The sequence below is a fragment of the Infirmifilum lucidum genome (genome assembly GCF_014876775.1).
Lineage (GTDB): Archaea > Thermoproteota > Thermoprotei > Thermofilales > Thermofilaceae > Thermofilum > Thermofilum lucidum.
Window position 1 is genome coordinate 1,167,288 of record NZ_CP062310.1, and the last position, 21,677, is coordinate 1,188,964.

At 53.2% G+C, this 21,677-nt stretch carries 23 protein-coding genes; 10 read left to right on the forward strand and 13 right to left on the reverse strand.

Going from position 1 to position 21,677, the window contains the following annotated elements:
* The gene (locus IG193_RS06630) at window positions 1–1,221 is read left to right on the forward strand and encodes a DUF58 domain-containing protein (protein WP_192818398.1); all 1,221 of its coding nucleotides are present in this window, start codon (window positions 1–3) and stop codon (window positions 1,219–1,221) included.
* Complete coding sequence (locus IG193_RS06635; RefSeq protein ID WP_192818399.1) at window positions 1,214–1,684, forward strand: hypothetical protein; 471 nt, start codon at window positions 1,214–1,216, stop codon at window positions 1,682–1,684. The genes IG193_RS06630 and IG193_RS06635 overlap by 8 nt, the downstream gene beginning before the upstream one ends.
* On the opposite strand, the gene IG193_RS06640 is transcribed toward IG193_RS06635, so the two are convergent.
* Entirely contained in the window at window positions 1,668–2,315 is a 648-nt protein-coding gene (locus IG193_RS06640) for an adenylate kinase (protein WP_192818400.1), read from the reverse strand. The two genes, IG193_RS06635 and IG193_RS06640, sit on opposite strands and share 17 nt — an antisense overlap.
* A 138-nt stretch (window positions 2,316–2,453) precedes the next feature.
* On the opposite strand from IG193_RS06640, the gene IG193_RS06645 reads away from it, so the two are divergent.
* Together IG193_RS06645 and IG193_RS06650 are read left to right on the forward strand one after the other, a co-directional pair.
* Window positions 2,454–3,902, forward strand: coding sequence for a TldD/PmbA family protein (locus IG193_RS06645; protein ID WP_192818401.1), 1,449 nt, complete (start codon window positions 2,454–2,456; stop codon window positions 3,900–3,902).
* Window positions 3,899–5,233, forward strand: coding sequence for a TldD/PmbA family protein (locus tag IG193_RS06650; RefSeq protein ID WP_218042130.1), 1,335 nt, complete (start codon window positions 3,899–3,901; stop codon window positions 5,231–5,233). Before IG193_RS06645 ends, IG193_RS06650 begins: the two co-directional genes overlap by 4 nt.
* Before the next feature lie 3 nt (window positions 5,234–5,236).
* On the opposite strand, the gene IG193_RS06655 is transcribed toward IG193_RS06650, so the two are convergent.
* The 6 genes from IG193_RS06655 to IG193_RS06680 all read right to left on the reverse strand — a co-directional run bounded on the left by IG193_RS06655 (window position 5,237) and on the right by IG193_RS06680 (window position 10,853).
* Complete coding sequence (locus tag IG193_RS06655; RefSeq protein ID WP_192818402.1) at window positions 5,237–6,295, reverse strand: hypothetical protein; 1,059 nt, start codon at window positions 6,293–6,295, stop codon at window positions 5,237–5,239.
* Entirely contained in the window at window positions 6,292–7,287 is a 996-nt protein-coding gene (locus tag IG193_RS06660) for a transglutaminase-like domain-containing protein (RefSeq protein WP_192818403.1), read from the reverse strand. The genes IG193_RS06655 and IG193_RS06660 overlap by 4 nt, the downstream gene beginning before the upstream one ends.
* A 23-nt stretch (window positions 7,288–7,310) precedes the next feature.
* A complete protein-coding gene (arcC, locus tag IG193_RS06665; RefSeq protein WP_192818404.1) occupies window positions 7,311–8,237 on the reverse strand; it encodes a carbamate kinase in 927 nt (308 codons plus the stop codon).
* Window positions 8,238–8,339: 102 nt separating this feature from the next.
* Window positions 8,340–8,681, reverse strand: a complete 342-nt coding sequence (locus IG193_RS06670) for a winged helix-turn-helix domain-containing protein (protein WP_192818405.1) — start codon at window positions 8,679–8,681, stop codon at window positions 8,340–8,342.
* Window position 8,682: 1 nt separating this feature from the next.
* Window positions 8,683–8,955 (reverse strand): MoaD family protein, encoded by a 273-nt coding sequence (locus tag IG193_RS06675; protein ID WP_192818406.1) that lies wholly within the window; start codon window positions 8,953–8,955, stop codon window positions 8,683–8,685.
* A 47-nt stretch (window positions 8,956–9,002) separates the two neighbouring features.
* Window positions 9,003–10,853, reverse strand: a complete 1,851-nt coding sequence (locus IG193_RS06680; RefSeq protein WP_192818407.1) for an aldehyde ferredoxin oxidoreductase family protein — start codon at window positions 10,851–10,853, stop codon at window positions 9,003–9,005.
* Window positions 10,854–11,158: 305 nt separating this feature from the next.
* Between IG193_RS06680 and IG193_RS06685 the strand changes: the two genes are divergently transcribed.
* A complete protein-coding gene (locus IG193_RS06685; RefSeq protein WP_192818408.1) occupies window positions 11,159–11,584 on the forward strand; it encodes a Mov34/MPN/PAD-1 family protein in 426 nt (141 codons plus the stop codon).
* Here IG193_RS06685 and IG193_RS06690 read toward each other — a convergent pair.
* Entirely contained in the window at window positions 11,564–12,181 is a 618-nt protein-coding gene (locus tag IG193_RS06690; protein WP_192818409.1) for a molybdenum cofactor guanylyltransferase, read from the reverse strand. The two genes, IG193_RS06685 and IG193_RS06690, sit on opposite strands and share 21 nt — an antisense overlap.
* A gap of 69 nt (window positions 12,182–12,250) precedes the next feature.
* Here IG193_RS06690 and IG193_RS06695 point away from each other — a divergent pair, with 69 nt between their 5' ends.
* Window positions 12,251–12,679, forward strand: a complete 429-nt coding sequence (locus IG193_RS06695; RefSeq protein WP_192818410.1) for a phosphate-starvation-inducible PsiE family protein — start codon at window positions 12,251–12,253, stop codon at window positions 12,677–12,679.
* Here IG193_RS06695 and IG193_RS06700 read toward each other — a convergent pair.
* Window positions 12,661–13,224: an ADP-ribose-binding protein gene (locus IG193_RS06700; protein ID WP_192818411.1), complete on the reverse strand. Its 564-nt coding sequence runs from the start codon at window positions 13,222–13,224 to the stop codon at window positions 12,661–12,663. The two genes, IG193_RS06695 and IG193_RS06700, sit on opposite strands and share 19 nt — an antisense overlap.
* Before the next feature lie 44 nt (window positions 13,225–13,268).
* Here IG193_RS06700 and IG193_RS06705 point away from each other — a divergent pair, with 44 nt between their 5' ends.
* Entirely contained in the window at window positions 13,269–14,540 is a 1,272-nt protein-coding gene (locus tag IG193_RS06705) for a Clp1/GlmU family protein (protein ID WP_192818412.1), read from the forward strand.
* 18 nt (window positions 14,541–14,558) lie between these two features.
* On the opposite strand, the gene fbp is transcribed toward IG193_RS06705, so the two are convergent.
* Complete coding sequence (gene fbp, locus IG193_RS06710; protein ID WP_192818413.1) at window positions 14,559–15,665, reverse strand: fructose-1,6-bisphosphate aldolase/phosphatase; 1,107 nt, start codon at window positions 15,663–15,665, stop codon at window positions 14,559–14,561.
* 137 nt (window positions 15,666–15,802) lie between these two features.
* Here fbp and IG193_RS06715 point away from each other — a divergent pair, with 137 nt between their 5' ends.
* Window positions 15,803–16,228 carry a MarR family transcriptional regulator gene (locus tag IG193_RS06715; RefSeq protein ID WP_192818414.1) on the forward strand — a complete coding sequence of 142 codons (426 nt, stop codon included), beginning with the start codon at window positions 15,803–15,805 and terminating at the stop codon, window positions 16,226–16,228.
* Between the two features lie 59 nt (window positions 16,229–16,287).
* Here the strand turns inward: IG193_RS06715 and IG193_RS06720 are convergent, their stop codons facing one another.
* Window positions 16,288–18,984: a cation-translocating P-type ATPase gene (locus IG193_RS06720; protein WP_192818415.1), complete on the reverse strand. Its 2,697-nt coding sequence runs from the start codon at window positions 18,982–18,984 to the stop codon at window positions 16,288–16,290.
* 46 nt (window positions 18,985–19,030) lie between these two features.
* A complete protein-coding gene (locus tag IG193_RS06725) occupies window positions 19,031–19,918 on the reverse strand; it encodes an ArsA family ATPase (RefSeq protein WP_192818416.1) in 888 nt (295 codons plus the stop codon).
* A gap of 79 nt (window positions 19,919–19,997) precedes the next feature.
* On the opposite strand from IG193_RS06725, the gene IG193_RS06730 reads away from it, so the two are divergent.
* Both IG193_RS06730 and IG193_RS06735 read left to right on the forward strand, forming a co-directional pair.
* On the forward strand, window positions 19,998–20,561 hold the full coding sequence (locus tag IG193_RS06730; protein WP_192818417.1) for an HD domain-containing protein: 564 nt from the start codon (window positions 19,998–20,000) through the stop codon (window positions 20,559–20,561).
* Between the two features lie 74 nt (window positions 20,562–20,635).
* Window positions 20,636–21,055 carry an Lrp/AsnC family transcriptional regulator gene (locus tag IG193_RS06735; RefSeq protein ID WP_192818418.1) on the forward strand — a complete coding sequence of 140 codons (420 nt, stop codon included), beginning with the start codon at window positions 20,636–20,638 and terminating at the stop codon, window positions 21,053–21,055.
* On the opposite strand, the gene IG193_RS06740 is transcribed toward IG193_RS06735, so the two are convergent.
* Entirely contained in the window at window positions 21,048–21,677 is a 630-nt protein-coding gene (locus tag IG193_RS06740; RefSeq protein WP_192818419.1) for an endonuclease, read from the reverse strand. The two genes, IG193_RS06735 and IG193_RS06740, sit on opposite strands and share 8 nt — an antisense overlap.

The window sequence follows — 21,677 nt, forward strand, 5'->3', positions numbered from 1 at the left end:
GTGTTGTCGGCGAAAGGCTGGGCCACGCTGGTCTCTACGCTTGTCATACTATCTCTCAGTATAGCCGTCCAGAAGTGGAACCTCCTCATATTCACTCTACCCCTACTATACCCCCTCGTTCTCGGCAGACGGCAGGCACCCATCAGCCCAGGACAAGTTGTCGTGCAACGGAGAGTTTCACGGTCGAGGCTTATAGAGGGCGAGGAGTTCTCAGTAGAAGTCACGGTAGGAAATGCCTCTCAGTCAACACTGATACTGGGCATAAAAGACGAGTTGGCAGAGCCCCTGAGACTCGTAGAAGGGTCTAACAAGGGTTTAGTTATTTTAAAGCCTGGCGAGCTCAAGAAACTTGTTTACCGGGTGACGTCCACAAAGCGCGGGCACTATGCTGTCGGCCCTACCCGAATTGAAGCGTACGACCCTTTCCTCATCTGGAGAGAGCCGGTGCTCACGTATGAGCCGGACGAAGTCGTCTTCCTCCCTCGCGTGGTGAAAGGGTACAGGATGAGCTTAAGTGCACTCTACACGATTCCGAGGCCAGGCGAAATAGCCTCTAAGAGCCCAGGAGAGGGCGGCGACTTCCTAGAGGTCAGAGAAGCCCAGGACAAGGTTCTACGCCGCGTGAACTGGAAGGCTACCGCTAAGACCCAGAAGTGGATGGTGAATGTCTTTGAGTCCGGGAGGCTTACAAACGTGCTCTTAGTCCTGGACGTTAGTGGTAAGAGACTCCTTGGCAGAGAGGTAGAAAGCTACACAGACTCCTTAGTTAGGCTGGCTGCATCTATAGCTTTCAGCCTGTTGACCGCAGGGCATAGAGTCTCCCTGCTCGTCGTCGGGAACTACCGAGACTGGGTTAAGCCTGGATCCGGGAAGAGGCATCTACTTAGGCTTTTATCGGCCCTCGCCGACGTAAAGCACCTTCCAACGAGACAAATAATCGACTACAGCGAGGTTTTCAAGAGAATATCACACGTGCTCTCTCCAGTAGGCTCTTCCGTCATCGTGATCTCGCCCTTTACCGAGGAAGAGGCTCTTAGCATTATCTCCACGGCCGAGAAAATGGGCTATAGCGTGACCTGCGTTGCTGTTAACCCGTTCGCCGGCCCGAGGCTTCGGCACATGCGGGCAAGCGCCCTCCTGTCAGACGTATGGATGCAGGGCATTCTAGAGACACTCCCGCGTAGGGGGAGGAGAGTAGTAGTGGTGGAGCCTCATGAGTGAGAAAGACGTGTTAGCCATCGCATTGCTCCTGCTCTTCGTGCTCGCAGTACTCTTCTTACAGCTCCCCGTGGCCTATAAGGCTACACTTGTCGTACTCCTAGCACTGGCATCTGTAGGCTACTCGACGTCGAGAGAGGACGTTATAGAGGTCTCAGCCTCTGCGATGTATCTGCTACTGGTCACTCTAGTGGCTTTTGACCAGCTAGGCGCAGTCCAGGCCATGTTCATAGCCCTTCTCCTATTGCTGTTGCGGGACTCGCTGGAGATACTGACTAAGGGGGCTCTGTCGGGTACGCGCTACATTCTAGGCTGGTATACGCCCTTCTACTTTGCCCTGCTACTGATACCCTTGGCTTGGCCGTGGCTCCATCTATTACCGCGAAAAATACCGGCAGTACTGCTCGGCGCGACAATTTTAGTAATCCTCTACGTCGTTCACAACGCTACTACTGAACGCCCTTGAAGCGTTTCTCTAGGATCTCTAGGACTCTGGGGATTACTACTGGAGCCTGCTCGCTTGCGTCTACAGTTACAAGCCTGTCCCTTTCCTCGTAGAACTGTATGATTGGGGCGAACTGCTCACGAAAGACCCTCAGTCTCTCTTTAACCACCTCTGGCTGGTCGTCACGCCTCACGATAAGCGCTCCCCCGCACTTATCGCAGACCCCTGGAACCTTGGGAGGCATGTACTTCACGTGGTATATTGCCCCGCACACAGAGCATACTCTGCGGCCGCTCAGCCTCTCTATTATGACTTCTTCTCTGGCAACAAAGTTTAGAACTAAGTCCGGCCTGGCGAACTCCTCGAGTGTGAGTGCCTGCGGGAGTGTCCGGGGGAAGCCGTCCAGTATAAAACCCCGCTTGCAGTCTTCCTCCTGCAACCTCCTCTTTACGACCTCGATTACGAGGTCGTCCGGGACTAGAAGGCCCCTATCCATGTACTCTTTTACGCGCGCTCCCAGCTCGCTCCCCTTCTTGATCTCTTCCCGGAAAATATCCCCAGTAGATATGTGCGGGATGCCGTACTTCTCCCTCACGGCTTGCGCGTACGTCCCCTTCCCCACCCCTGGAGGACCTATAAATACAAGTTTCATCCTCCCACCAGCTCTTTCTAGGTGCGTAATATTTTTAAAGCTTGGTTAAGCCGGAGCCTTATATCCCTGTCTATCTATCTTCACGGGCTTTTTCAGTTAAAAATTTATTTACCTACTAGTCATGGTTTTTTGACTAAAATGCCATGGAACTACGAAGATCTCGTTCTGAAAGCACTGGACATAGGGTCTAGTCTCGGCGCCCAGTACGTGGAGGCCAGGTACCACAGGCACGCGAGGAGTAGTATCTTCTCGAGGAACGGGGAAGTCATTGGGGCGGAGTCCTCCGTTGCGGAAGGGATAGCTGTAAGGGTAATTGCGGGAGGCGCGCTCGGGTTCTCCTCTACGAACCTACTCACGGACGAAGGGGTTCGAAAGGCAGTTGAAGACGCTGTGAAAAAAGCACGGTCCCACGGCAAGCTGATGAAAAGGCCCATCGAGTTCTCCCATGAGAGGCTCGGAAGAGTAACGTACGAGGTCAACGAGGCGAAGCCCTTTGGGAATGTTACAGTCGAGGAAAAAGTCTCATACTTGTCTGACCTGTGGAAGCACGTTAGCTCGTCTACCTCAGCAGCGCGCGTAGCGACGCTGACGACGTGGATGGGTGAGAGCACGGAGGAGAAGATAGTCGCGAACACGGATGGAGCGTTCATAAGGAGCAGGATCCCGCGCCTCTCCATAGGATATAACATTGTAGTGACTCTACCCGCGAAGGGGACTATTCAGCGCTTCTTCTCGCATGGGGCGTCAGGCGGCTACGAGCTCCTAAGCAAGTGGAACGTTATCGGCTACCTCCCAGGTGACGCTAAGACTTTCGAGAAGATAATACTCGAGGCCAAGTCGCCGCCCACGGACAGACCCATAGACGTGGTAGTAGGGAGCGAGATCGTAGGGCTAATGGTTCACGAGAGCTGCGGCCACCCGAGCGAGGCTGACAGGATACTCGGCCGTGAAGCCGCGCAAGCTGGGAAGAGCTTCATCAAGCCCAATATGCTGGGCGAGAAGATTGGCAGCGAGTACGCCACGGTGATCGACGACCCCACGATACCGGGCAGCAACGGCTTTTACCTCTACGATGACGAGGGCGTCCCAGCACGCCCGAGGTACCTCTACAAGGAAGGCAGGATCAACGAGTTCCTGCACAACAGGTGGACAGCCCGGCTCTTCGGGGTGAACAGCAACGCCGCGTCCAGGGCGATGAACCACGAGTCCGAGCCCATCATCAGGATGGCGAACACGTACTTCAAGCCAGGCGACTACACATTCGATGAGTTGCTTGAAGGAGTCAAGTTCGGCGTGTACATCAAGAGCTACATGGAGTGGAACATCGACGACGAGCGGTGGAGTCAGAGGTACGGCGGCCTGGAGGCCTACCTCATCGAAAACGGCGAGTTGAAAGGTCTTGTGAGGAACCCTGTCCTGGAGCTCACGACGAGGACATTCTACAGCAGTGTTGACGCGGCCGACAAAAACCTGGAGTTCTACGCCGGCACTTGCGGTAAGGGCGAGCCGATGCAGGGCGTCCCCGTCTGGTTCGGAGGCCCAAACGTTAGGATACGTAATGTTATGTTAAGGGTGATCGCGCAATGAGCCAGTTAGTGGAGATCGGGAGGAAGGTTAAGGAGAGGGCCCTTTCAATAGGCTTCGAGGAAGTTGCCGTGAGCGTGTCTTCGAGCAACAGTGTAATGGTCAAGTTCGCAAATAGTGAGCCTAGCGTTGTCCAGAACTGGGCTTCCCTCGAGATAAACGTTTACGTTGCCAAGAACCAGAGAATCCTCGGGACAAGCGCTCCCGTTAGCTCTCTAGAGGACGCTTACAAAATCCTCGAAAACCTCTACAACATGCACTCGCGGCTGCCGCCAAGCATGCTCTACGCCCCCCTTCCCGAGCCCGGGAAACCATCTCCACTTCAAGGCCTAGTAGACAAAAAACTTGTCGAAGCCGTGAGTGATCCCTCGGGCATATCGGAAGCTGTAGTTGAGGCTGTAAACCGCTACAAAATAGACTACTTCGCGGGAATGCTGCAAGTCTCACACGACAAAAAAGCGCTGGTTACGAGCAAGAGTGCGGAGCTCCAGGAGGAGTCGACATACATTAAAATGTATATACGGGCATTCGCAGGCGAGGGCTCTGGGCAGTGGTCCCTGGGCTCTAGAAGGCTTGACATCAGGAGGATCGAAGAAGTCGCCGAAACTGCTGCGGACTTCGCCTACCGCTCCAGGGCTCAGGAAGACGTCCCTCCCGGGAGGTACAATATACTCCTCTCGCCGATGGTCGCCGGCAACCTGCTAAACTACGTAGCTGAAATGGCTCTAGCCCACAGCGTCCTCATGGGGAGCTCCATCTTCATGAATAAACAGCCTGGAGACAGAGTCGCCTCCGAAGTTTTCACGCTCGAGGACGCCCCAAACCTTGTAGAACTCCCCGGATCCACGTCGTTCGACGACGAGGGGGTTCCGACGTACAACAAGCCGATAATAGAGAAGGGCGTACTTAAGACGTTGCTTCACAACACGAAGACAGCTACAAAATTCGGCGCTAAGACAACGGGTAACGCGGGGCTAGTGTTCCCGAGGTTATGGGCACTTAATGTCCCGCGCGGCGACTACAAGTTCGAGGAGCTCCTCGAAGAGATGAAGAACGGCCTCATTGTCACCAACAACTGGTACACAAGGCTCCAGAACTACGTGGAGGGAACTTTCTCCACAATAACACGTGACGCAATATTTATAGTAAAGGACGGGGAAATCGCGGGGGCCGCGAGGAAACTTAGGATTGCGGACTCGTTTCCAAGACTACTCCAAAACATTGTAGCGCTCGGAGACACGCCCTACGACATGTACTGGTGGGAGGTGGACGTACCGACGCGCACGCCATACCTCCTCGTAAAAGACCTTGGGACATCGAAGCATACGGCCTAAACCTTAAGTATTCTTTTTCTCCAGCTCCTTCTTCCTGAGGATAATGAATGCAAAGAGGGATGCCACGAAGACGGCTATAACTACTACGACCGCACCATACAAGTTGAGTCGTTTAAAGGCCGGTAGCTGGGCAGTCTCTGCGGCGGTAACGTTTTTCGCGTCAAGTAGCTTGCTCCCGGAGTACAGCTCGACCGTGACCTCCCGAGACGCAACATAGGGGAACACTACTTCTTTTTCCTCTCTAGAGAACAGGTATATCTTTCTGGCTTGCTCGGTGCCGCCCCTAACGTAAACGTACACGTAGCCGCTGGAGCTTCCCGTGTTGCTGACCTTCACCCGGAGAACACTGTCCTCTAGGGTTGCACCCGAGATCACAGCAGTCACTTCGGGAGGCTCGCCCACGTACCTTAAACCGGGTACTCTGAGGATGAAAGTGTATACGTCTGGCGCCTCCTGCTCGTTGAAGTTCATCCACAGCAGTCTATCCCGCTCCCTCACGGCGGGGCCGTGGGCGAAGAGGGGCTCCCAGCTTACCCCGAGGGGCTCAGTGCCGTTAAACCTGACCTCCAGGACGTCTATCCAGCTCCTGGGATCCGTGCTCGTGAAGCTGTCCCGCAGTTTAACCTCGAATACAGAGTCGTTTAGCACCCTGATGTAGTTGCTCGTGTTAAGGTACACCTTAACCGAGAAGACGTAGGCCCCCTGGAACTGCGTCATCCTGCCTGTCCCAGCTACGTCGCACAGGACGTACTCGCCGTACCTCTTCTCCATCTGTGTTAGGACGCTGAAGCGTAGCAACCTAGGGTTGTCGGAGAACATCAGTAGTATGTAGCTGAGCGTCTGCATGGTCTGGTTCCTGATGCTAGCCTCGACTTCCTTGTTTTCGAGCAGGCTCCTTCCGTCGACGGTAAACGGGTGTAGCTTGGCGTCTACGACTGCAGTCCCATCTGCGTTGAAGGTGACCCTGAAGTTCAACGCTACCCAGTAAGCCGGCTGGGCCCTCAGAGCTACGCCCGCAGATAAAGCCATAGCGAGTACCAGTAACAGGAGGAGTCTTCTCATGTGATCTCACCGTTAAACCAGTACTCTATGTAGCTTAGAGTCATGTAGCTCGGGATACAGCTACTCGTCAGCGACGACCCGTAATACTTTGTTTCTTCAAAGCCGAAGATGACGTGCCTGGCGCTGAACTGCCCGACGTTAGGCGCCATCCCGTCTAACATGTCTACGTCAATCCAGCCGTACGGGTCGATGTAGGCTTGAGGCCACATGTGGCCGCCCCAGTGCTCCAGTATGGCATCGCCCTCTGACTCTACTGTGCTCATGTTAAGCCACATGTGCTCACTGTAGCTCCTTAACAGGAAACCGTAAGCGGCGCGCGCTGGAACCCCGAGCGAGCGGGCCATCGTTATGAATACGTCCGCTACCTCGACGCAGTCCCCCACTATCGCGTAGCCCCTACCAGTATACACTAAGGCGTGGTCGCTACCGCTCCGCCCCAGATTCACCGTGTACCTGACCCTGCTGACAACCCAGCTAGCCAACTTCTTAACAGTCTGGAGCGGCGTATCGGTATAGGCAGTGTCGTACGCAATTTTTACCAGTGTCACGTTATAGATGTTCCAGTACCTCGTAGACCTCGTGTACCTCCTCAGGATTTCGCCTGTCGGCCACAAGCCCCTGCTCTGAGCCTCGTCTATTGTGTAAGACGTGACGATAACCTTGTAGGTGACGTTAACCCAGACTTTCTGCCGCGGACTAGCCGTGATTAGCGCCACGGCGAACGTATTCCCGTCCTCGTCTCTCAAGAGCCTTATAGGCGTAGGCTCTATCTTTACAATAAAGCTTTTCTGGAAGCTCGTGTTCTGGGGAACAGAGATGTACACGTAATCGTTGACCGTAACGTTGTTGTTGTTCACTAGGAGGAAGCGCCCGTTGACCGTGTACGCTACCTGGACGCCCGTGTTCACGCCGCGGGACGAGCCAACGGCCGGTAACTGGAGTACCGCGGCTAACAGGATGAGGAGGACAGCAACCCCTAAACTTTTCTCCATCAAGAGTCGTATGTCCCCGGTTACTAATAAACACACCTACGGACAACCGTACCAGACTCCCCCTTAATAACTTCTTCAAGCCTGTCAAGGCTACCTATCAGGGCTCTCCTACCCGTTTTCTCAGCAAAAAACACTGCCGCCTCGACTTTAGGCCCCATGCTGCCCTGAGGGAAGTAACCGGCCTCGAGGAGCCTCTTGGCTTCCTTGCAGCACAGCTCGCGGATAAGTACCTGGTTTGGGAACCCGTACTCACGGTAGACGCCCTCCACGTCTGTCAAAATAACGAACAGGTCTGCGTCCAGCAAGACCGCCAGGAGTGAAGAAGCGAGATCCTTGTCGACCACGGCGTCCACGCCCTCGAGCCCCCTACCCCTATCTACGACCGGGATCCCGCCGCCCCCCACGGCAACCGTGATTTCAGAGTTTTCGACTGATGCCTTTATCTGCTCGAGCTCGACAATACCCCTAGGCTTAGGAGACGGGACAACACGCCTCCAGCCTCGGCTCTGCACGTATACAAGCCTCCACCCTTTCTTCGCGAGGTTTTCAACGTTGCTCTCTGGGTAGTAAGGCCCGATCGGCTTAGACGGGTTGGAGAACGCGGGGTCGTCAGGGTCTACGAGAACCCTCGTTGGAATAACGTTGACGCGGATTCCAGGACAGCACAAGCTAAAAGCAGTCTGGATCATGTACCCTATCAGGCTCTGAGTCATCGCCACGCAAGCATGTAGCGGCATTGCCGGGATCTCTCTCGCGCACTCCTGCTGCAAGTAAAGGTTGCCGACTTGAGGGCCATTCCCGTGGGTTAGCACGATCCTGTACTCGCTTGTAAGCCGGGCTATTGAGGGGGCAATATGCCTGACATTTTCGACTTGTTCTTCGAAGGTTCCCGTCTGCCCTCTACGAATGAGAGCATTACCCCCGAGCGCGATGACTAAAATCTTCTTCACAGAGGAGAGCCTTTAAGGATTAATATAAAGAATTCTCAAAATAAATTTAAATCAAAACCTTTAGGCAGAGTTATGTTTCGTCATAGGCCGTGCTGGGCAAAGTTATAGTTGGAGGTTGGCTTCCTCAATTTTCTTAATGATTGCATCAACCTGGTCACGCACCTCCTCGTATACGCGGATGAGAAGCCTGCCTTCCTCGGTTAGAGTAGCGCCCCCCTTCCTCGTGCCACCCCTGTACGTGTCAACTACCCTCTTCCCTACAAGCTTCTCGATGCGGTGCATGTACCTCCACGCAAAGCTGTAAGACACGCCAAGCTCCTTGGCCGCCTTAACTAGGGAATTTGTTTCCTCGATTTTCTTAAGAAGCCTGTAGCCGCCCTCGCCGAGCAAGGGCTCTCCGTCTATTGATATCCAAACCTTAGCTCTAACAGATATTCTAGGCAACTCATCCACCAGCTAAAGGCGGGAATATCGCGATCACATCCCCGTCTTTAAGGCTAGCCTCTCCCACAAACTGTATGTGTCTGCCGTTCACTAGGATGATCCTATCGTTCCTGTAGCTGTTGTCCTCAAAGACCTCATTTACGAAGTCTTCTCCAAGTTTCTTCGCGGCACTCTCTACGGCCTCCCTAAGGCTACCGCTGGTTTCAGCCTCTATCTCTTTGACACCATACTTGTCGCGAAGGGTGGCGAATAAAAGGATCTTAACTCTTGCCACAATTATAACTGTAGAAAAAGTGAAAGAAAAACTTTGTTTTAAGGATTTTAAATTTCTATTCCGAGCTCCTTTAGTTTCTCTTTTGTGGGAACGCCGTCAACCCAACCGCGGAGCTGGTAGTACTCCTTGAGCATTCTGTCGAGCTCAACGACTTGGCCTTTCGCAGGGCCTTCCGGCATGGGCTCGTGAGTCAGCCTCCTCGGTAGAGTGTCGTCTTTGGCCGAGAAGCCGTACAGCGACATTATGTAGCGCTCGAGGTTATAAATTCTCTCGCCAATCTTCATGAGATCGTCCGCCGTGAAGTTAAAGCCTGCAACAGTGTTGAATAGATCCGCGTAGTCCTTGACTCCTATCTCGAAGGTCACGAACAAGCAGTTCACAGCCGAGTTAACCACGCTCGTGAAGTCCTGGAACGTCTTTACCCACTGTGCCTTCCCCTCAGGCGTCAGCGGGTCAATCTTCTGCGGGATACCGAGGATCTCCGGGGAGATAGTGTAACCCGTGACGTGGCAGCCGCCCCTGTTCGCTGTGGCGTAGTTCAGGCCTATACCCTTGGCGCCGCGTGGGTCGTATGCTGGCATCTCCAGGCCCTTCACGCTCATTGAGAGCTCCGGCGCGCCATACAGCTCGGCGAGCCTCTTGCTACCTAGGGCCAGCTTGGCACCGAAGCCCACCTTGTACGCCGTCCTCCACACTGCCTCGACAAGAGCAGCAGCGTTCCCAAACCTCAAGTCTAGGCCTTGGAGGTCTTCCTCAGGTATGTAGCCTTTCTCGTAGAGCTCCATCGCGGCGGCTATCGTAGAGCCCATTGAAATCGTATCTATGCCCAGCTCGTCGCAGAGGTGGTTAGCCTTTACGATAGCGGCCAGATCCATAACGCCAGTTGAATTGCCGAGAGCCCATGTCGACTCGTACTCAGGTCCCTCGCTGTAGAGGATCTGGTACGGGCCTGAAGGGACTTTAGTTACACGGCCACAACTTATCTGGCAGCCCCAGCACGCCCTCCTCCCAATAAGGTAAGTCTTCTCCAAGGTCTCCCCGCTGATCTTGTCTGCTTCGGGGTTGTAGCCGAACTGCCAGTTCTTGTACGGCAGCATGCCAGCCTGATTTATGATGTTGATTAGGATTGCTGTCCCGTACTTCGGCAAGCCCTCTCCTGTTACAGGGTTCTTCTTGATCCGCTCGATAAGGTTCTTGGATAGCTCGCGGTATTCGTCTGGTTTGGCGATCTGGGGTTTCTCGTCGCCGGCCACAACGATAGCCTTAAGTTTCTTGCTACCCATGACTGCGCCAACTCCAGTACGGCCGGCAGCCCTGTGCTCGTCGTTCATGATGTTCGCGAAGAGGACGAGGTTCTCGCCCGCCGGGCCTATGCACGCGGCGCTCACATTCTTGGCTTTAACCCTGTTCTTTAGGACTCTAGTCGTGTCGAAGACGTTCTTCCCCCACAGATCCGAGGCATTCTTTATCTCCACGTGCCCGTTTACGACCTCAAGGTACACAGGCTTCTCAGAGGCCCCCTCGACGACTATCATGTCGTATCCGGCAAACTTCATGTACGCTCCAAACTCGCCGCCACTGTTCGCACTGCCCACAGAGCCTGTTAAGGGGGATCTAAGCGTCATGACGTAGTGTCTCCCGGGCGAGGGTACTCCGGCTACACCTGTTAGAGGCCCAGTGCCAAAGACGAGGACATTCTCGGGGCCGAGGGGGTCAATGTCTCTCGGGGAGATCCCCTTCTTCATGTACTCTTTTAGGTACCTATAGTAGAACAGGTACAGCGAGTACCCTTTACCACCAATATACTTTTCGGCTACTTGGGGGTCTACAGGTTCTGTCCTTATTGTCTCATCAGTGAGGTTCACGAAGAGAATTTTTCCCATGTATCCGCCTTTCATTGGCGGTCAAAAATATTATACCCGTCCACGGTAAAATGTTTTACGAAATTTCTAGATAAAAATATCGAGAAAAAATTTAATTAAATATTAGAGTATGTAAGTGAGATTATCTGTAGCTATTGCATAACATTGCTCAAGCACGGGGAAAGCCACTTAAAGCCTAGAGACTCGTCGTAAAAGCCTCGAATACCGTAAAACCTGGCAGGAAGACACACTTGTCCCTCCAGGTAGTGGGAGTAAACGAGGCCCGGAATTAGTACGCTGACTCAACCAAAGAATATTAGGGCCCCTTCGGAATAGCGGATGTGGAAGTCTCCCCAAGCTTGTACTTTGATGGCCCCGGCGTCAGGAGGGTTGTTGTCCCGAACTCGATACTCGAGGAACTCGAGCAAGAGTGCCGCTGGGAGTGCATAGCCATACTGCTCGGCACTAGGGTTGGAGGCGAGTACCGCGTCCAGGAGGCGAGGAGGATTGAAGGTACATATGTTCACGGAGTATTCAAGATAAATTTTAGGGACTGGGCCGGAGCTATACAGGGTGCCAGGCTGAAGGGGCTCGAGTACATCGGTTTAATACACTTTCATGCAAATTCTCCTCCGGTTCCCTCGCCGCTGGACGCGCGTAGAATGGCCGAGTGTCCAGGAGAGGTCTGGGTCATAAAATCCAAGACCGGCGTCAGAGCGTGGGTCTATGAGTCCGAGTTACGTGAACTAGAGCTTGTTGTTACATAGTTCTCTTGCCTTCTCAAGATCCTCCAGCGTATTTATATTGAAAAATTCGTAATGTGGGTCTGCTGATACTTCTGTCACATCCACGTACCTTGTCCTGATTCTCTCCAGCAGCCATGCAACACGGGCTCTCTGAAAGTCGTTGCCCCCTAGGACATCCCTTACAGCACCCCGCCTGTAGGTTGCTATGAGTGGCTCTATGTAGCCGTTAGGCCACCGGGGCACTACGGCGTCGTAGTCGTCGGTGAGGTACTGGCGGAGCTTTACCAGCGACCCACCCCTTATAAAGGGAGCATCCGCGGGAACTACTGTAAATGTCTCGCTGTTCACAGTACGAGAGGCCGTATACAAGCCAGTTAGAGGTGAGGGAGTCTCTAGCAAATCCTCTACAACCTTTACAGAGCCCCCCAGCGTGCCCAGGATACTGGAGATAGCGCTCGCCTGCTGCCTGTTATGCGTTACAATGGTGATCTCACCGAAGTACTTGGACGCCTCTTCCAGCAACATGAGTATCAGTGGCTTTCCGCAGACGCGCACTAGAGGCTTGTATACTCCGCCGAGCCTCTTGCCGGCACCGCCCGCGAGTACGACGAGTTCCAAAAGCTACACCTTTTACAATAATAAATACGACAGAAACGCTTTTTTACGTTCCGCCTCCCTAGAGATCTCATGGAGCGATATGTTGCGAGGTTTGCGGGCGGCCTTATAGTAGTACTCGAGGCTCTAATAACAGTGATTCTAGCAGTAGCCGTAATATTCTCACTCTGGAAGCTTGGCATGGAGGCTGCAAAGCTTGCCGGTGAGGCTACTTTCGACAGGCAGCACTTCGTGACGTTTCTCGACGAATCCCTCCTCATGATCGTAGCAGTCGACCTCATGCGCACGCTAGTCGGGGGCATAGTTGAGAAGAAGATATCAGTGATAGTAGTCCTGGAAGCCGCCCTCATATTCATAGTCCGCGAGATGATAACCATGGAGTTGAAGATAGTCTCGGACGTGCGCCTCGTACTCTACGTCCTCGTATTCCTGGCACTATTTGCCTCCTGGTTCATCTCTCTACGAAGCCGAGCGTCGATCTCTCAACACGACGAAGTGTAGCCCCTCAGCTCCCTCCCGAAGACTTCTAGGAAGCTCCTATACGCCTCCGCCCCGTAGAGACAGAAAATTATTCTCTCGATGTTCCTAAGCTCGCCAACGACGCTCAGAAGCACCTTCACGGCAACCTCGGCACACCTCTCGTAGGGATAGCCGTAAACCCCAGTTGATATCGCTGGGAAAGCTATGCTCTTTAAGCCGAGCTCGTCAGCCTTGATGAGAGAGTTCTTGAACGCGTTGAAGAGCTTCTCGTCTCCCAATGGGTCGCCGAACTTCGGCCCCACCGCGTGGATTACATATCTAGCTTTCAGCTTGCCGGCACTAGTCACGGCGACTTGCCCCTCCGGGACAGGCCCGTTCCTAGCAACATATTCGTCGCTCTCGCGCTGTATTATGTCACCGCCCTTCTTGACAATTGCAAGTGCAACTCCTCCTCCATGTTTCAAGTAACTGTTGGCGGCATTGACGATGGCGTCGGCCTCCACCTCGGTTATATCACCTTCTCGAAGCTCAACGAGAACCCTACGGAGTCTAAAACAGGCGTCCATAGCAGTTTTTAACCTCTGAGGAGCTATAAAAAACCGGCGCAGCTATGCCAGAGATAAGCCTATCCAGAGGGTACACTCTAATAGCACATGGACCGGCTAGAGTAAGAGTACTCGAGGGCTCTGTGCATGTTTTTGGCGCTACACTCGGCGCTGGGAGCGAAGCTTTTGCCGAGCCTACAAGATCCTTACCCCTGCACGCCACCGAGAATACTAAGCTCCACGTGGAGACGGGTAGCTTCTCTCTGTTTGAGGGAGACACTACACCGGGGGAGTGGTATAGCCTCGCCGAGACCATACTTGAGGAGGGGCTGAGGCGAGTAATTGTTGTTGGAGATGTCGACAGCGGCAAGACTTCTCTTGTAACGTTGCTGGTAAATGCATTGGCCGGTGGAGGACGTAGAGTAGCAGTGATCGATGCAGATGTTGGGCAGAAGAGCATCGGCCCCCCTGGGACAGTAGGGCTAGGCGTAACTGACAGGCAAGTGTACACGCTGACAAGCATTGAAATGCACGACGCCTTTTTCATAGGCTCTAACACTCCCTCGGGGATCCTCCACAGGAGCCTTACTGGCGTGGCACTGTTACTCCGGAAGGCCGAAAAGCTCTCCGACTTCACAGTAATAGACACGACGGGCTGGGTTACGGACAGCGAGGGTAGAGAACTCAAGCTCTTCAAGGCATTTCTCACCGAGCCTGACCTCGTAGTCTTAGTAGGCGACCCTAGGACACTAGCACAGATAGAGCGCCCACTGAAGAAGTTGTTCAGGGTGGTTCGCGTCCCCAGGCCTCGTGCAGTTTTTGAGAGGAGAAGGGAGGACAGAAGAGAGTACAGGAGGTGGATGTACTCGAAGTACTTGTCCAGGGCCACAGTAAAAAGCGTCGACATTGAAAGCATAGACATGGCGTACGCGTTCTCCTTCACAGGCTTCCCTCTGACGCCATCCGAGAAGGCAAAACTCGAGGGCATCCTCGGGGTAGGCGTACTGTATGCCGAGAGGTCGGACGACCACCTAGGAGCTGTCGTCTTGTCGCAGCCCATTCAGCAGGCTGTTGAGCTTGCAAAGAACGTCCTTGGTGTAAGACACGCAAGGATAATTAGTGGTTTTGAGCTTGTACACAGTGTTGTCGGCTTCATGAGCCGGGAGAAGTACTGTGAAGGCATAGGCGTCATAACTAGCTTTAACCCCCACGAGAAGCAGATATCCGTCCTCACACAAGTAGAGAGCTTGAGTGATAAGCTCTGGTTACTAGGCGTCCAGAAGGTGAATCCGAGTAGCTTTGAAGAGGAGGCAGGGTTAGAAAAATGGTTTATTTAAATATTACTACTATAGTCACTACTTTACCGCTACTTTCACAAACCTTTCCTTTAGTTTGGCTAAGACTTGTGGAAGAGTAGTGTACTCCATCTCCTCGGGGCCGAGCCTATGAGGCATGAAGGGACCATGCCTACGCATATAGTCTGCTATCTCCTCTGCTATCCTCCTCGTGTGGTCAAAAGCCGGGTCGTCGAACAAGTCGACAGGCCCCTCGAGCAGGCCATTGTGTAGTTGGAACCCTAGACCCACAACCCTAGGCGGGCCATCGAAGCGGGTGCACTTCGCGTCGCGGAGGCTTACCGGCATTAGAGGACCTGTGTGCGACCCCCTCATCCAGCCTGAGACCAGGTGGGGGAACGCGAAAGCCTCGAGTACCTCTCCTGTGGCAGGCAGACCGTGCTGTGCCCTGACTATTAAGACAGGGTCGTCCTTCCCGACGTACCTGCCGGCTATCAGCGAAAGCCTAGTTACGGAGGCAGCGGCAGCCACTTCGTTGTCTATCTTCCTCCAGACCTTCCTGATCACGTACCTGCCGGTCGTCCCGATGAGCGCGAGGAGGTCGTAGACCTCTTCCGGGGCCTTCAGCTTCACGGCATGCCCCTCTAGTAGGTCTACGACCTCGAATACGAAGCCCTCGTGCATTGCAGGGTCGATGACCAGCCCGGCGGTGTTGAAGGGATCCGCAAATATCTTGTACAGCTTGAAGTTCCAGGCGCCGGGCTCTGTCTTGTCCGCCGCGAAGACGAGTACCGGCTCGCTCCTCCTCTCCTCGAACTCCATTTCTGCAACTCCAGGGCCGAGGCCCCTTATGTTACCCGAGAAAGACTCGCTCAAGAGGTCTTGACCCGCACCATAGAGCTTGTATACCTTACTAACCTTCTCCGTTGCTTCGACAAATATGTCCCATGCGAGCTTGTGAATTTCGGGGCTGTCCTCCCCCTTCTGGTGAGTCATGAGAAGTTGAAGGTCGTCGCCTACATGGAATACGTAGTAGTCAAGTATTAAACCTGTCTCCTTGGCTTCTTGAAGCTTTTTTCTAGCCAACTCTTCGTGTTTTGGATGAACCACAACGTGTCCTGCGATGCTGCCGATGTCTGCCTTAATAAGAGATATTGTTACCTTCATATATGATCCACTATGCTAGGCTTATTTATAATTGTACCTGAATAATTTTGTATGATAACTCTTGGCATAGCTTGCTCAGTCACTATGGCAAGAAACTGTAAACTTTTTCTACTGCATCAAAGCCATTAATAACGTACATGCCGGAAATCACTTGCCCCAAGTGTTCAAGGAAATTTAATGTGGAGATAAGCCAGGAGAGAATCTTGCTAGCACGCAAAAACCCTCTAAGAACCGCGGCGATACTCATCCCCCATGAAGACCATGAGGCTATAGTTTTCGTAGACGCCGAAGGACACGTAGTCCGCGTAGAATGGTCAAGCGCCCCAGCGAAGGGGATCGTTAACTCTTTGCTGGAGGTGCCTGTGCCAGCTAGCAAGGCTCCCGAACCCAAGAACCTGGATACACTTGAGTGGTTAATTCTCGCGATGTGTGACGGCAGGCGCTCTCTTCAAGAGATATGTGAAGCCTTAGGTATTACTCTCGGTACCGGGAGGCTCGTCGTCGAGAGGCTAAGGTCGCGCGGTTATATCGAAAAGGTAATTACAAAGCTTAGAGTCTCCTAATGCTGGAAACTCTTTAGAAGACAGGTTATAACGCAAGGGTAGAGTTCTATCCCTCTTATCTAGTCCCCTAGTCGCTTTTGTTGTTCTCTTTTCGAAACAATGAACTTCGAAACCTCAAGCGAGACAGCTGCTACCAATACTATGGCTATCGCTCTCTCGAAGTCCTCTAGGGATATCTGAGAAATATCCAATGCGCTTTGGATCGGCGGAATTAAAAGAACCAGTACTTGCAGGACAAACGAGAGAATCAGGGTGAGTAGAAGAGCCTTGTTGCGTAAAGGTGGAAGCTTGTAGGCTGGGCTTCGAAGCGACCTAAACAAGTAGGCTAAGACCAGCTCGCCGAGGATCATTGCCGTGAAGAGAGTGGTTCTAGCCTCTATGACTGGGAGTCCACTCTTCAGGAGCGACTTGAAGAGCAAGACTAGGCTGAGCGCGAACAAGAGGGGGAAAACTACGAAAAACGCCACGACTTCTGCCTTGGAGAATAGTGGAGAATTGGGCTTCCTCGGCTTACGCTCTAGTAGGTCTGGCTCTCCAGGCTCTAGGCTGAGGGCGATCGCTGGCGCGCCGTCCGTTACGAGGTTGACCCAGAGTATCTGCGTAGCCGTGAACGGTATGGGGAGCCCTAGCAGGGTAGAGAATAGGGGGGTCACTAGCTCCACGATGTTTGCTGAAAGCAGGTACGCGAGGTACTTCCTAATATTCTCAAAGATCTCCCGTCCAAGCTTGATGGCTTCCACTATTGTCGCGAAGTTGTCGTCGGCCAACACCATGGACGACGCCTCCTTCGCTACTTCAGTGCCTGTAATGCCCATAGCTACACCGACGTCTGCCGCCTTCAAGGCTGGAGCGTCATTGACACCATCTCCCGTCATCGCGACAACATGGCCTCTCTTCTTCAAAGCTTGGACTATCCGGAGCTTGTGCTCAGGAGATACACGGGCATAGACCCGTATCCTCTCAACACTGTCCTCAAGCTCTTTCTCACTCATTTTCTCGAGCTCTGAACCCGTGACGACAAGATCCCCCTCTCCGAGCATGCCGAGTTGCCTTGCAATGGATACAGCCGTGAGTTTATGGTCACCTGTGATCATCGAGACCTTTATTCCAGCCCTCTTGCAGACTTCTAGCGCGTTCTTAACTTCCGGGCGCGGGGGGTCTATTAAGGCTACTATGCCGAGGAAAACAAGGTCTTTCTCGTCCTCCTCCGAAATATCTTTCTTCCCGTCATCGAAGAACCGAGCCGCGAACGCTATGTTCCTGAGACCCTCCCTTGCGAGCGCATCATTCACCTCAAGTATCCTCCTCCTTACCTCTTCTGTTATCTCACGCGTTTCCCCGTCCAGCGTCAGTATCCTAGACGAGAGAGGCACGAGGACTTCCGGCGCCCCTTTCACGAACATTACTGCTCTCCCGCCTAGAAGGTGCAACGTGCTCATTCTCTTTCTCTCAGACGAGAAGGGTATTTCGCCCAATCTGCCCAGGGATGAAGACACTCCAGCTTTTAAGGCGAGAACCTTCAGGGCCCCCTCTGTCGTGTCCCCCTTTATGATCCACCTCCCTCCCTCGTTGATAACTTCGGAGTCGTTGTTGTTATACGCGTTTAGGAGAAGGAGCTCCAGCGGCTTGACTTGAGCGACATTTACCGGTCTGCCTCCAAGTGTAATTTCACCGGTTGGCTCGTAGCCGGCTCCCGTGACCTCAAACGTGACGTCGTACACCCAGACTTTAACAGCAGTCATCTCTCCCTTAGTCATGGTACCTGTCTTGTCACTACAGATGTAAGTCGTAGAGCCCAGTGTCTCGACGGCTGGCAACCTCTTGACTATGGCATTTCTCTTCGCCATCCTGTAGACGCCTATAGCCAACGAGCTAGTAACAACTACTGGAAGCGCTTCGGGTACTGCGGCTACAGCCAAGCTGAGAGCCCATAGCAGAATCTGCAGTGGCTTGTACCCCCACACGGACATGCCCACTACTGAGACTATAGAGGCGATAACAACCATTAGAATGAGGAGCATCCTCCCCAGAGCACTTAACTGTCTCTCGAGGGGCGTTTTCTCGGCTTTAACTTCTTGGATAGACTCCGCAATCCTGCCTAGCTCTGTATTTCTGCCAGTCGCGACGACTATTGCCTTGCCCTTTCCGTACACGACGACCGTCCCAGAGAAGACCATGTTCGTCCTGTCGACGAGAGGCGTGTCCTCACTGAGAGCCCCCACCGTCTTCTCAACAGGGACGGACTCGCCAGTGAGCATCGACTCGTCAACCTTGAGGTTTACAGCCTCAAAGATTCTAGCATCGGCGGCGACCCTGTCTCCGGCGTTCAGTACAAGCACATCTCCTGGAACAACCTCCTCCGAGCGGATCGTCTTTACCTTACCCGAGCGGATGACTGTTGCCTGAGGAGACGTCATCTTCTTGAGAGCCTCTAGTGCCCGCTCGGCTCTATACTCTTGATAGAACCCAATAACTGCACCCGCAAGAACCAGGATGATTATGACTATAGCGTCGAGGGCCTCGCCTATAGCAAGCGAGAGAAACGTTGCAAAGAGTAGCAAGCCTGTTAGGGGGTTGAGAAACTGGCCCAGAAAGAGCTTCAGCGGGCTAGTCTTCTTCTCCTCCTCGATCCTGTTCGGCCCATAAGTTCTAAGGCGCCTCTCCGCCTCCTCCTCGTCTAACCCCTGCGGCGTCGTCCTTAGGGCTTTAAAGACCTCGTCTACCTGGATGGCGTGCCAGGGAGTCTCTCTATTCATCTTTGAGTCCTCCAGAAAAGCACGCATGAGTACAAATTCTTTATCATCACTTAATTACTCTAAGGACTCTCTTCATCTGGTCGCTTGGGATGAGGGATTTTAGTTTCTCGCACTCACTCGGCGGTGGAGACACGTGGGGCACGAGGACTAGTGGCGCCCTTCCTTCAAATTCGTGGATGAACATCTCTAGTACTCTGTCTTCTGTTTGCGAGTAGCCCATCATATTTACCACTACTGCTCTCACGGGAATACTCATTGAGCTTAGTTCAGAGTAAACTCTACGGACGACGGAAAAATCTACAGGGAGTGGTCTCGATACGAGCAGGGCCCTGTGAGTGTCAGACTGGAGGAACTTGATTATGTTGTCCGCTAGCCTCCTCCAAGACTCGATGAGCTCCAACGGCTCTGCCTCTCCAGTCCTAATTTTGTCGAAGAAACCCTTTAACTTGAGGTAGAGCTTAGCCGCCTCACCTAGATGTTCGTAGAATTCCTTCTCGATACGTAGCATTCTTATACCCCCTCCCGTTGCCATAGTGTCCCAAACTATGAAGTCTGCATCTACTCTGTGGAACTTCTCCCAGACATAGTAGAGCGTGAACTCCTCTACTATGCCTGGAGCCCCTGCAACGTAATCTACGATCTCTCTATCCACCGGAAATAGGCTGGAAGCCACCCTGTAGACTTCTTCTCCGAATCTCTCCTTCCAGAGCTGGATAATTTTCTCCTCTGTAAGTTGTTCGGCGATAAGTCCATCACAAACCTCCCTTGGCCCCCCTTGTAGCTCTACACCCAAGACGTCCTGTAGGGATGGGATAAAGTCTGTCGAGAGCAGGTAAACTCTATAACCCTCACTGGCTAACTTTGCCGCCAACGCTGAAGAAAGCGTTGTCTTGCCAACACCCCCCTTACCCCAGAAACTAACAAGCACAGGCATACGTTCTCGTTATGTCTATCGGTGGATATATTTCTCGCGGGGGCGGTAGCCTTAATACTGCGGAGCACAACATTCGCTTGTGAAGCCGTGGAGCCTCCTGGAGTCTGCAAAGTGGTTAGCCCGCACAGGCTGGATGATGAGAGGTGTCCCAGCATCTATAGCCGAGACTGTTTCACAGCACTCTTGGGAGGCCGGGATAATAGCGTTCGTGATAGCTTCAAGGGCCAAGGCCGCGTGCTCTGATGTGGATCCCCACAAAGCTGCAGCGCTAGGCCTGGTTCACGACCTGCTGGAAGGCTTCTTAGGTGATATCCCGAGGTACACGAGCCTCTCCATGGGGGACTTGAAGAATAGCATTGAGAGGAAGGCGCTGAAAGAGCTGGGTCTTGAGGCCTCAATAGAGAGACTCTTAGAAGAGTGGATGGAGGGGGTCTCCGTTGAGTCGAGGATTGCACGGGTGGCAGACAGTATTGCTACCTACCTCCAAGCGCTCAGATATATGGGAACTGGGTACAGGAGAACAGCAGAAATTGCCGAGACTTCACGGAGAAAAGCTGTTGAACTCTCGAGCGGCACCTGCTTTGAAACAGTCGTGCTCGAAATAGTCAATGAAGTCGACAAAGCTTTCCGTACAGAAGTTTAGAACCAGAATCCTGTGATTCTAAATCCAAACTTTTCAAAAACCTTATATTACCAGGTATTGTAGCTTACCTAGCCATGGACGACAAAGACGTCACTATACTGAGAGTACTAATGGACAATGCACGTACACCCCTCACCGAAATAGCTAAAATTATCGGAATAACAGACGTAGCTGTAAAAAAGAGAGTGCAGAAGCTGGAGAGGGATGGAGTAATCAAGAAATACACAATCGTCGTGGAGCCAAAGAAGATAGGCTATAACGGCGTAGCCCTCGTAGGCGTAGACACAGAGCCCGACAAGGTTCTCTCAGTGGCCCACGAGCTCTCGAAACGCGACTTCGTTGTGTCTGTGTTTGTGACAACAGGGGATCACATGATAATGGCTGAGGTCTGGGCTAGGACTGGCTCGGATCTAATGAGGATAATTGAGGAGATCGGGGGGATGGAGGGAGTTAAAAAGGTCTGTCCAGCAATAGTCCTCGAGAGAATCAAGTAGCGACGAGCCGCCTCAGAATCAGAGCTATACGCGCCTGCACCCTGAGTTTTTCAAACGAGCCCCCGGATATGACGCCCTTCTCCCTGAGCGAGCCTAGCAACTGCGAGAAACTCCTGCTGTCTACGCCGAGCCTCCTGCACGCCTCGTCCGCGTCGCGACTACTCGCTATCTCTCTGAGCACTCTTAACTCTTCCTCGCTGAGACTCTCAATGTTTCTGTCCAGCAACCTGTCTATAGTCCTGATGAGAGCGTCCTCTAAGAGCTGGAGTAACTCCTCTGTAGATACGAAGTGGAGGTAGTCGGGTAGGAGGACGACCTCAACGCCCAGTTCTCTAGCATAGACCTCGGCGCTCTTGTCGGAGAACCCTCTAGCCACGATGAGGGGCTTCGCCCCCAAGAGCTGTGCGTTCGCCACTGCCTGCCTTATATCCGTAGTCGAGATCCTCCCCGACTTCACTTCAACCGCGTACAGTTCACCGCTCTTTCGTGCGAGCGCGTCGACCTCTGCTACCTCTACTCCATCCTTCACAATCCTGTGCCTGTAGGATACGAGCTCGAAGCCCATGCTCTCGAGGACGTAGAAAGCAAGTGTCTCCGTCCAGAAGCCTTTTCTAGAGGCCAT

Coding starts and splice junctions, on each gene's coding strand:
- IG193_RS06635 (WP_192818399.1), top strand. CDS start 1,214: ATGAGTGAGAAAGACGTGTTAGCCATCGCATTGCTCCTGCTCTTCGTG.
- IG193_RS06640 (WP_192818400.1), bottom strand. CDS start 2,315: ATGAAACTTGTATTTATAGGTCCTCCAGGGGTGGGGAAGGGGACGTAC.
- IG193_RS06645 (WP_192818401.1), top strand. CDS start 2,454: ATGCCATGGAACTACGAAGATCTCGTTCTGAAAGCACTGGACATAGGG.
- IG193_RS06650 (WP_218042130.1), top strand. CDS start 3,899: ATGAGCCAGTTAGTGGAGATCGGGAGGAAGGTTAAGGAGAGGGCCCTT.
- IG193_RS06655 (WP_192818402.1), bottom strand. CDS start 6,295: ATGAGAAGACTCCTCCTGTTACTGGTACTCGCTATGGCTTTATCTGCG.
- IG193_RS06660 (WP_192818403.1), bottom strand. CDS start 7,287: ATGGAGAAAAGTTTAGGGGTTGCTGTCCTCCTCATCCTGTTAGCCGCG.
- IG193_RS06680 (WP_192818407.1), bottom strand. CDS start 10,853: ATGAAAGGCGGATACATGGGAAAAATTCTCTTCGTGAACCTCACTGAT.
- IG193_RS06695 (WP_192818410.1), top strand. CDS start 12,251: ATGGAGCGATATGTTGCGAGGTTTGCGGGCGGCCTTATAGTAGTACTC.
- IG193_RS06700 (WP_192818411.1), bottom strand. CDS start 13,224: ATGGACGCCTGTTTTAGACTCCGTAGGGTTCTCGTTGAGCTTCGAGAA.
- IG193_RS06705 (WP_192818412.1), top strand. CDS start 13,269: ATGCCAGAGATAAGCCTATCCAGAGGGTACACTCTAATAGCACATGGA.
- fbp (WP_192818413.1), bottom strand. CDS start 15,665: ATGAAGGTAACAATATCTCTTATTAAGGCAGACATCGGCAGCATCGCA.
- IG193_RS06715 (WP_192818414.1), top strand. CDS start 15,803: ATGCCGGAAATCACTTGCCCCAAGTGTTCAAGGAAATTTAATGTGGAG.
- IG193_RS06720 (WP_192818415.1), bottom strand. CDS start 18,984: ATGAATAGAGAGACTCCCTGGCACGCCATCCAGGTAGACGAGGTCTTT.
- IG193_RS06725 (WP_192818416.1), bottom strand. CDS start 19,918: ATGCCTGTGCTTGTTAGTTTCTGGGGTAAGGGGGGTGTTGGCAAGACA.
- IG193_RS06735 (WP_192818418.1), top strand. CDS start 20,636: ATGGACGACAAAGACGTCACTATACTGAGAGTACTAATGGACAATGCA.
- IG193_RS06740 (WP_192818419.1), bottom strand. CDS start 21,677: ATGGCCTCTAGAAAAGGCTTCTGGACGGAGACACTTGCTTTCTACGTC.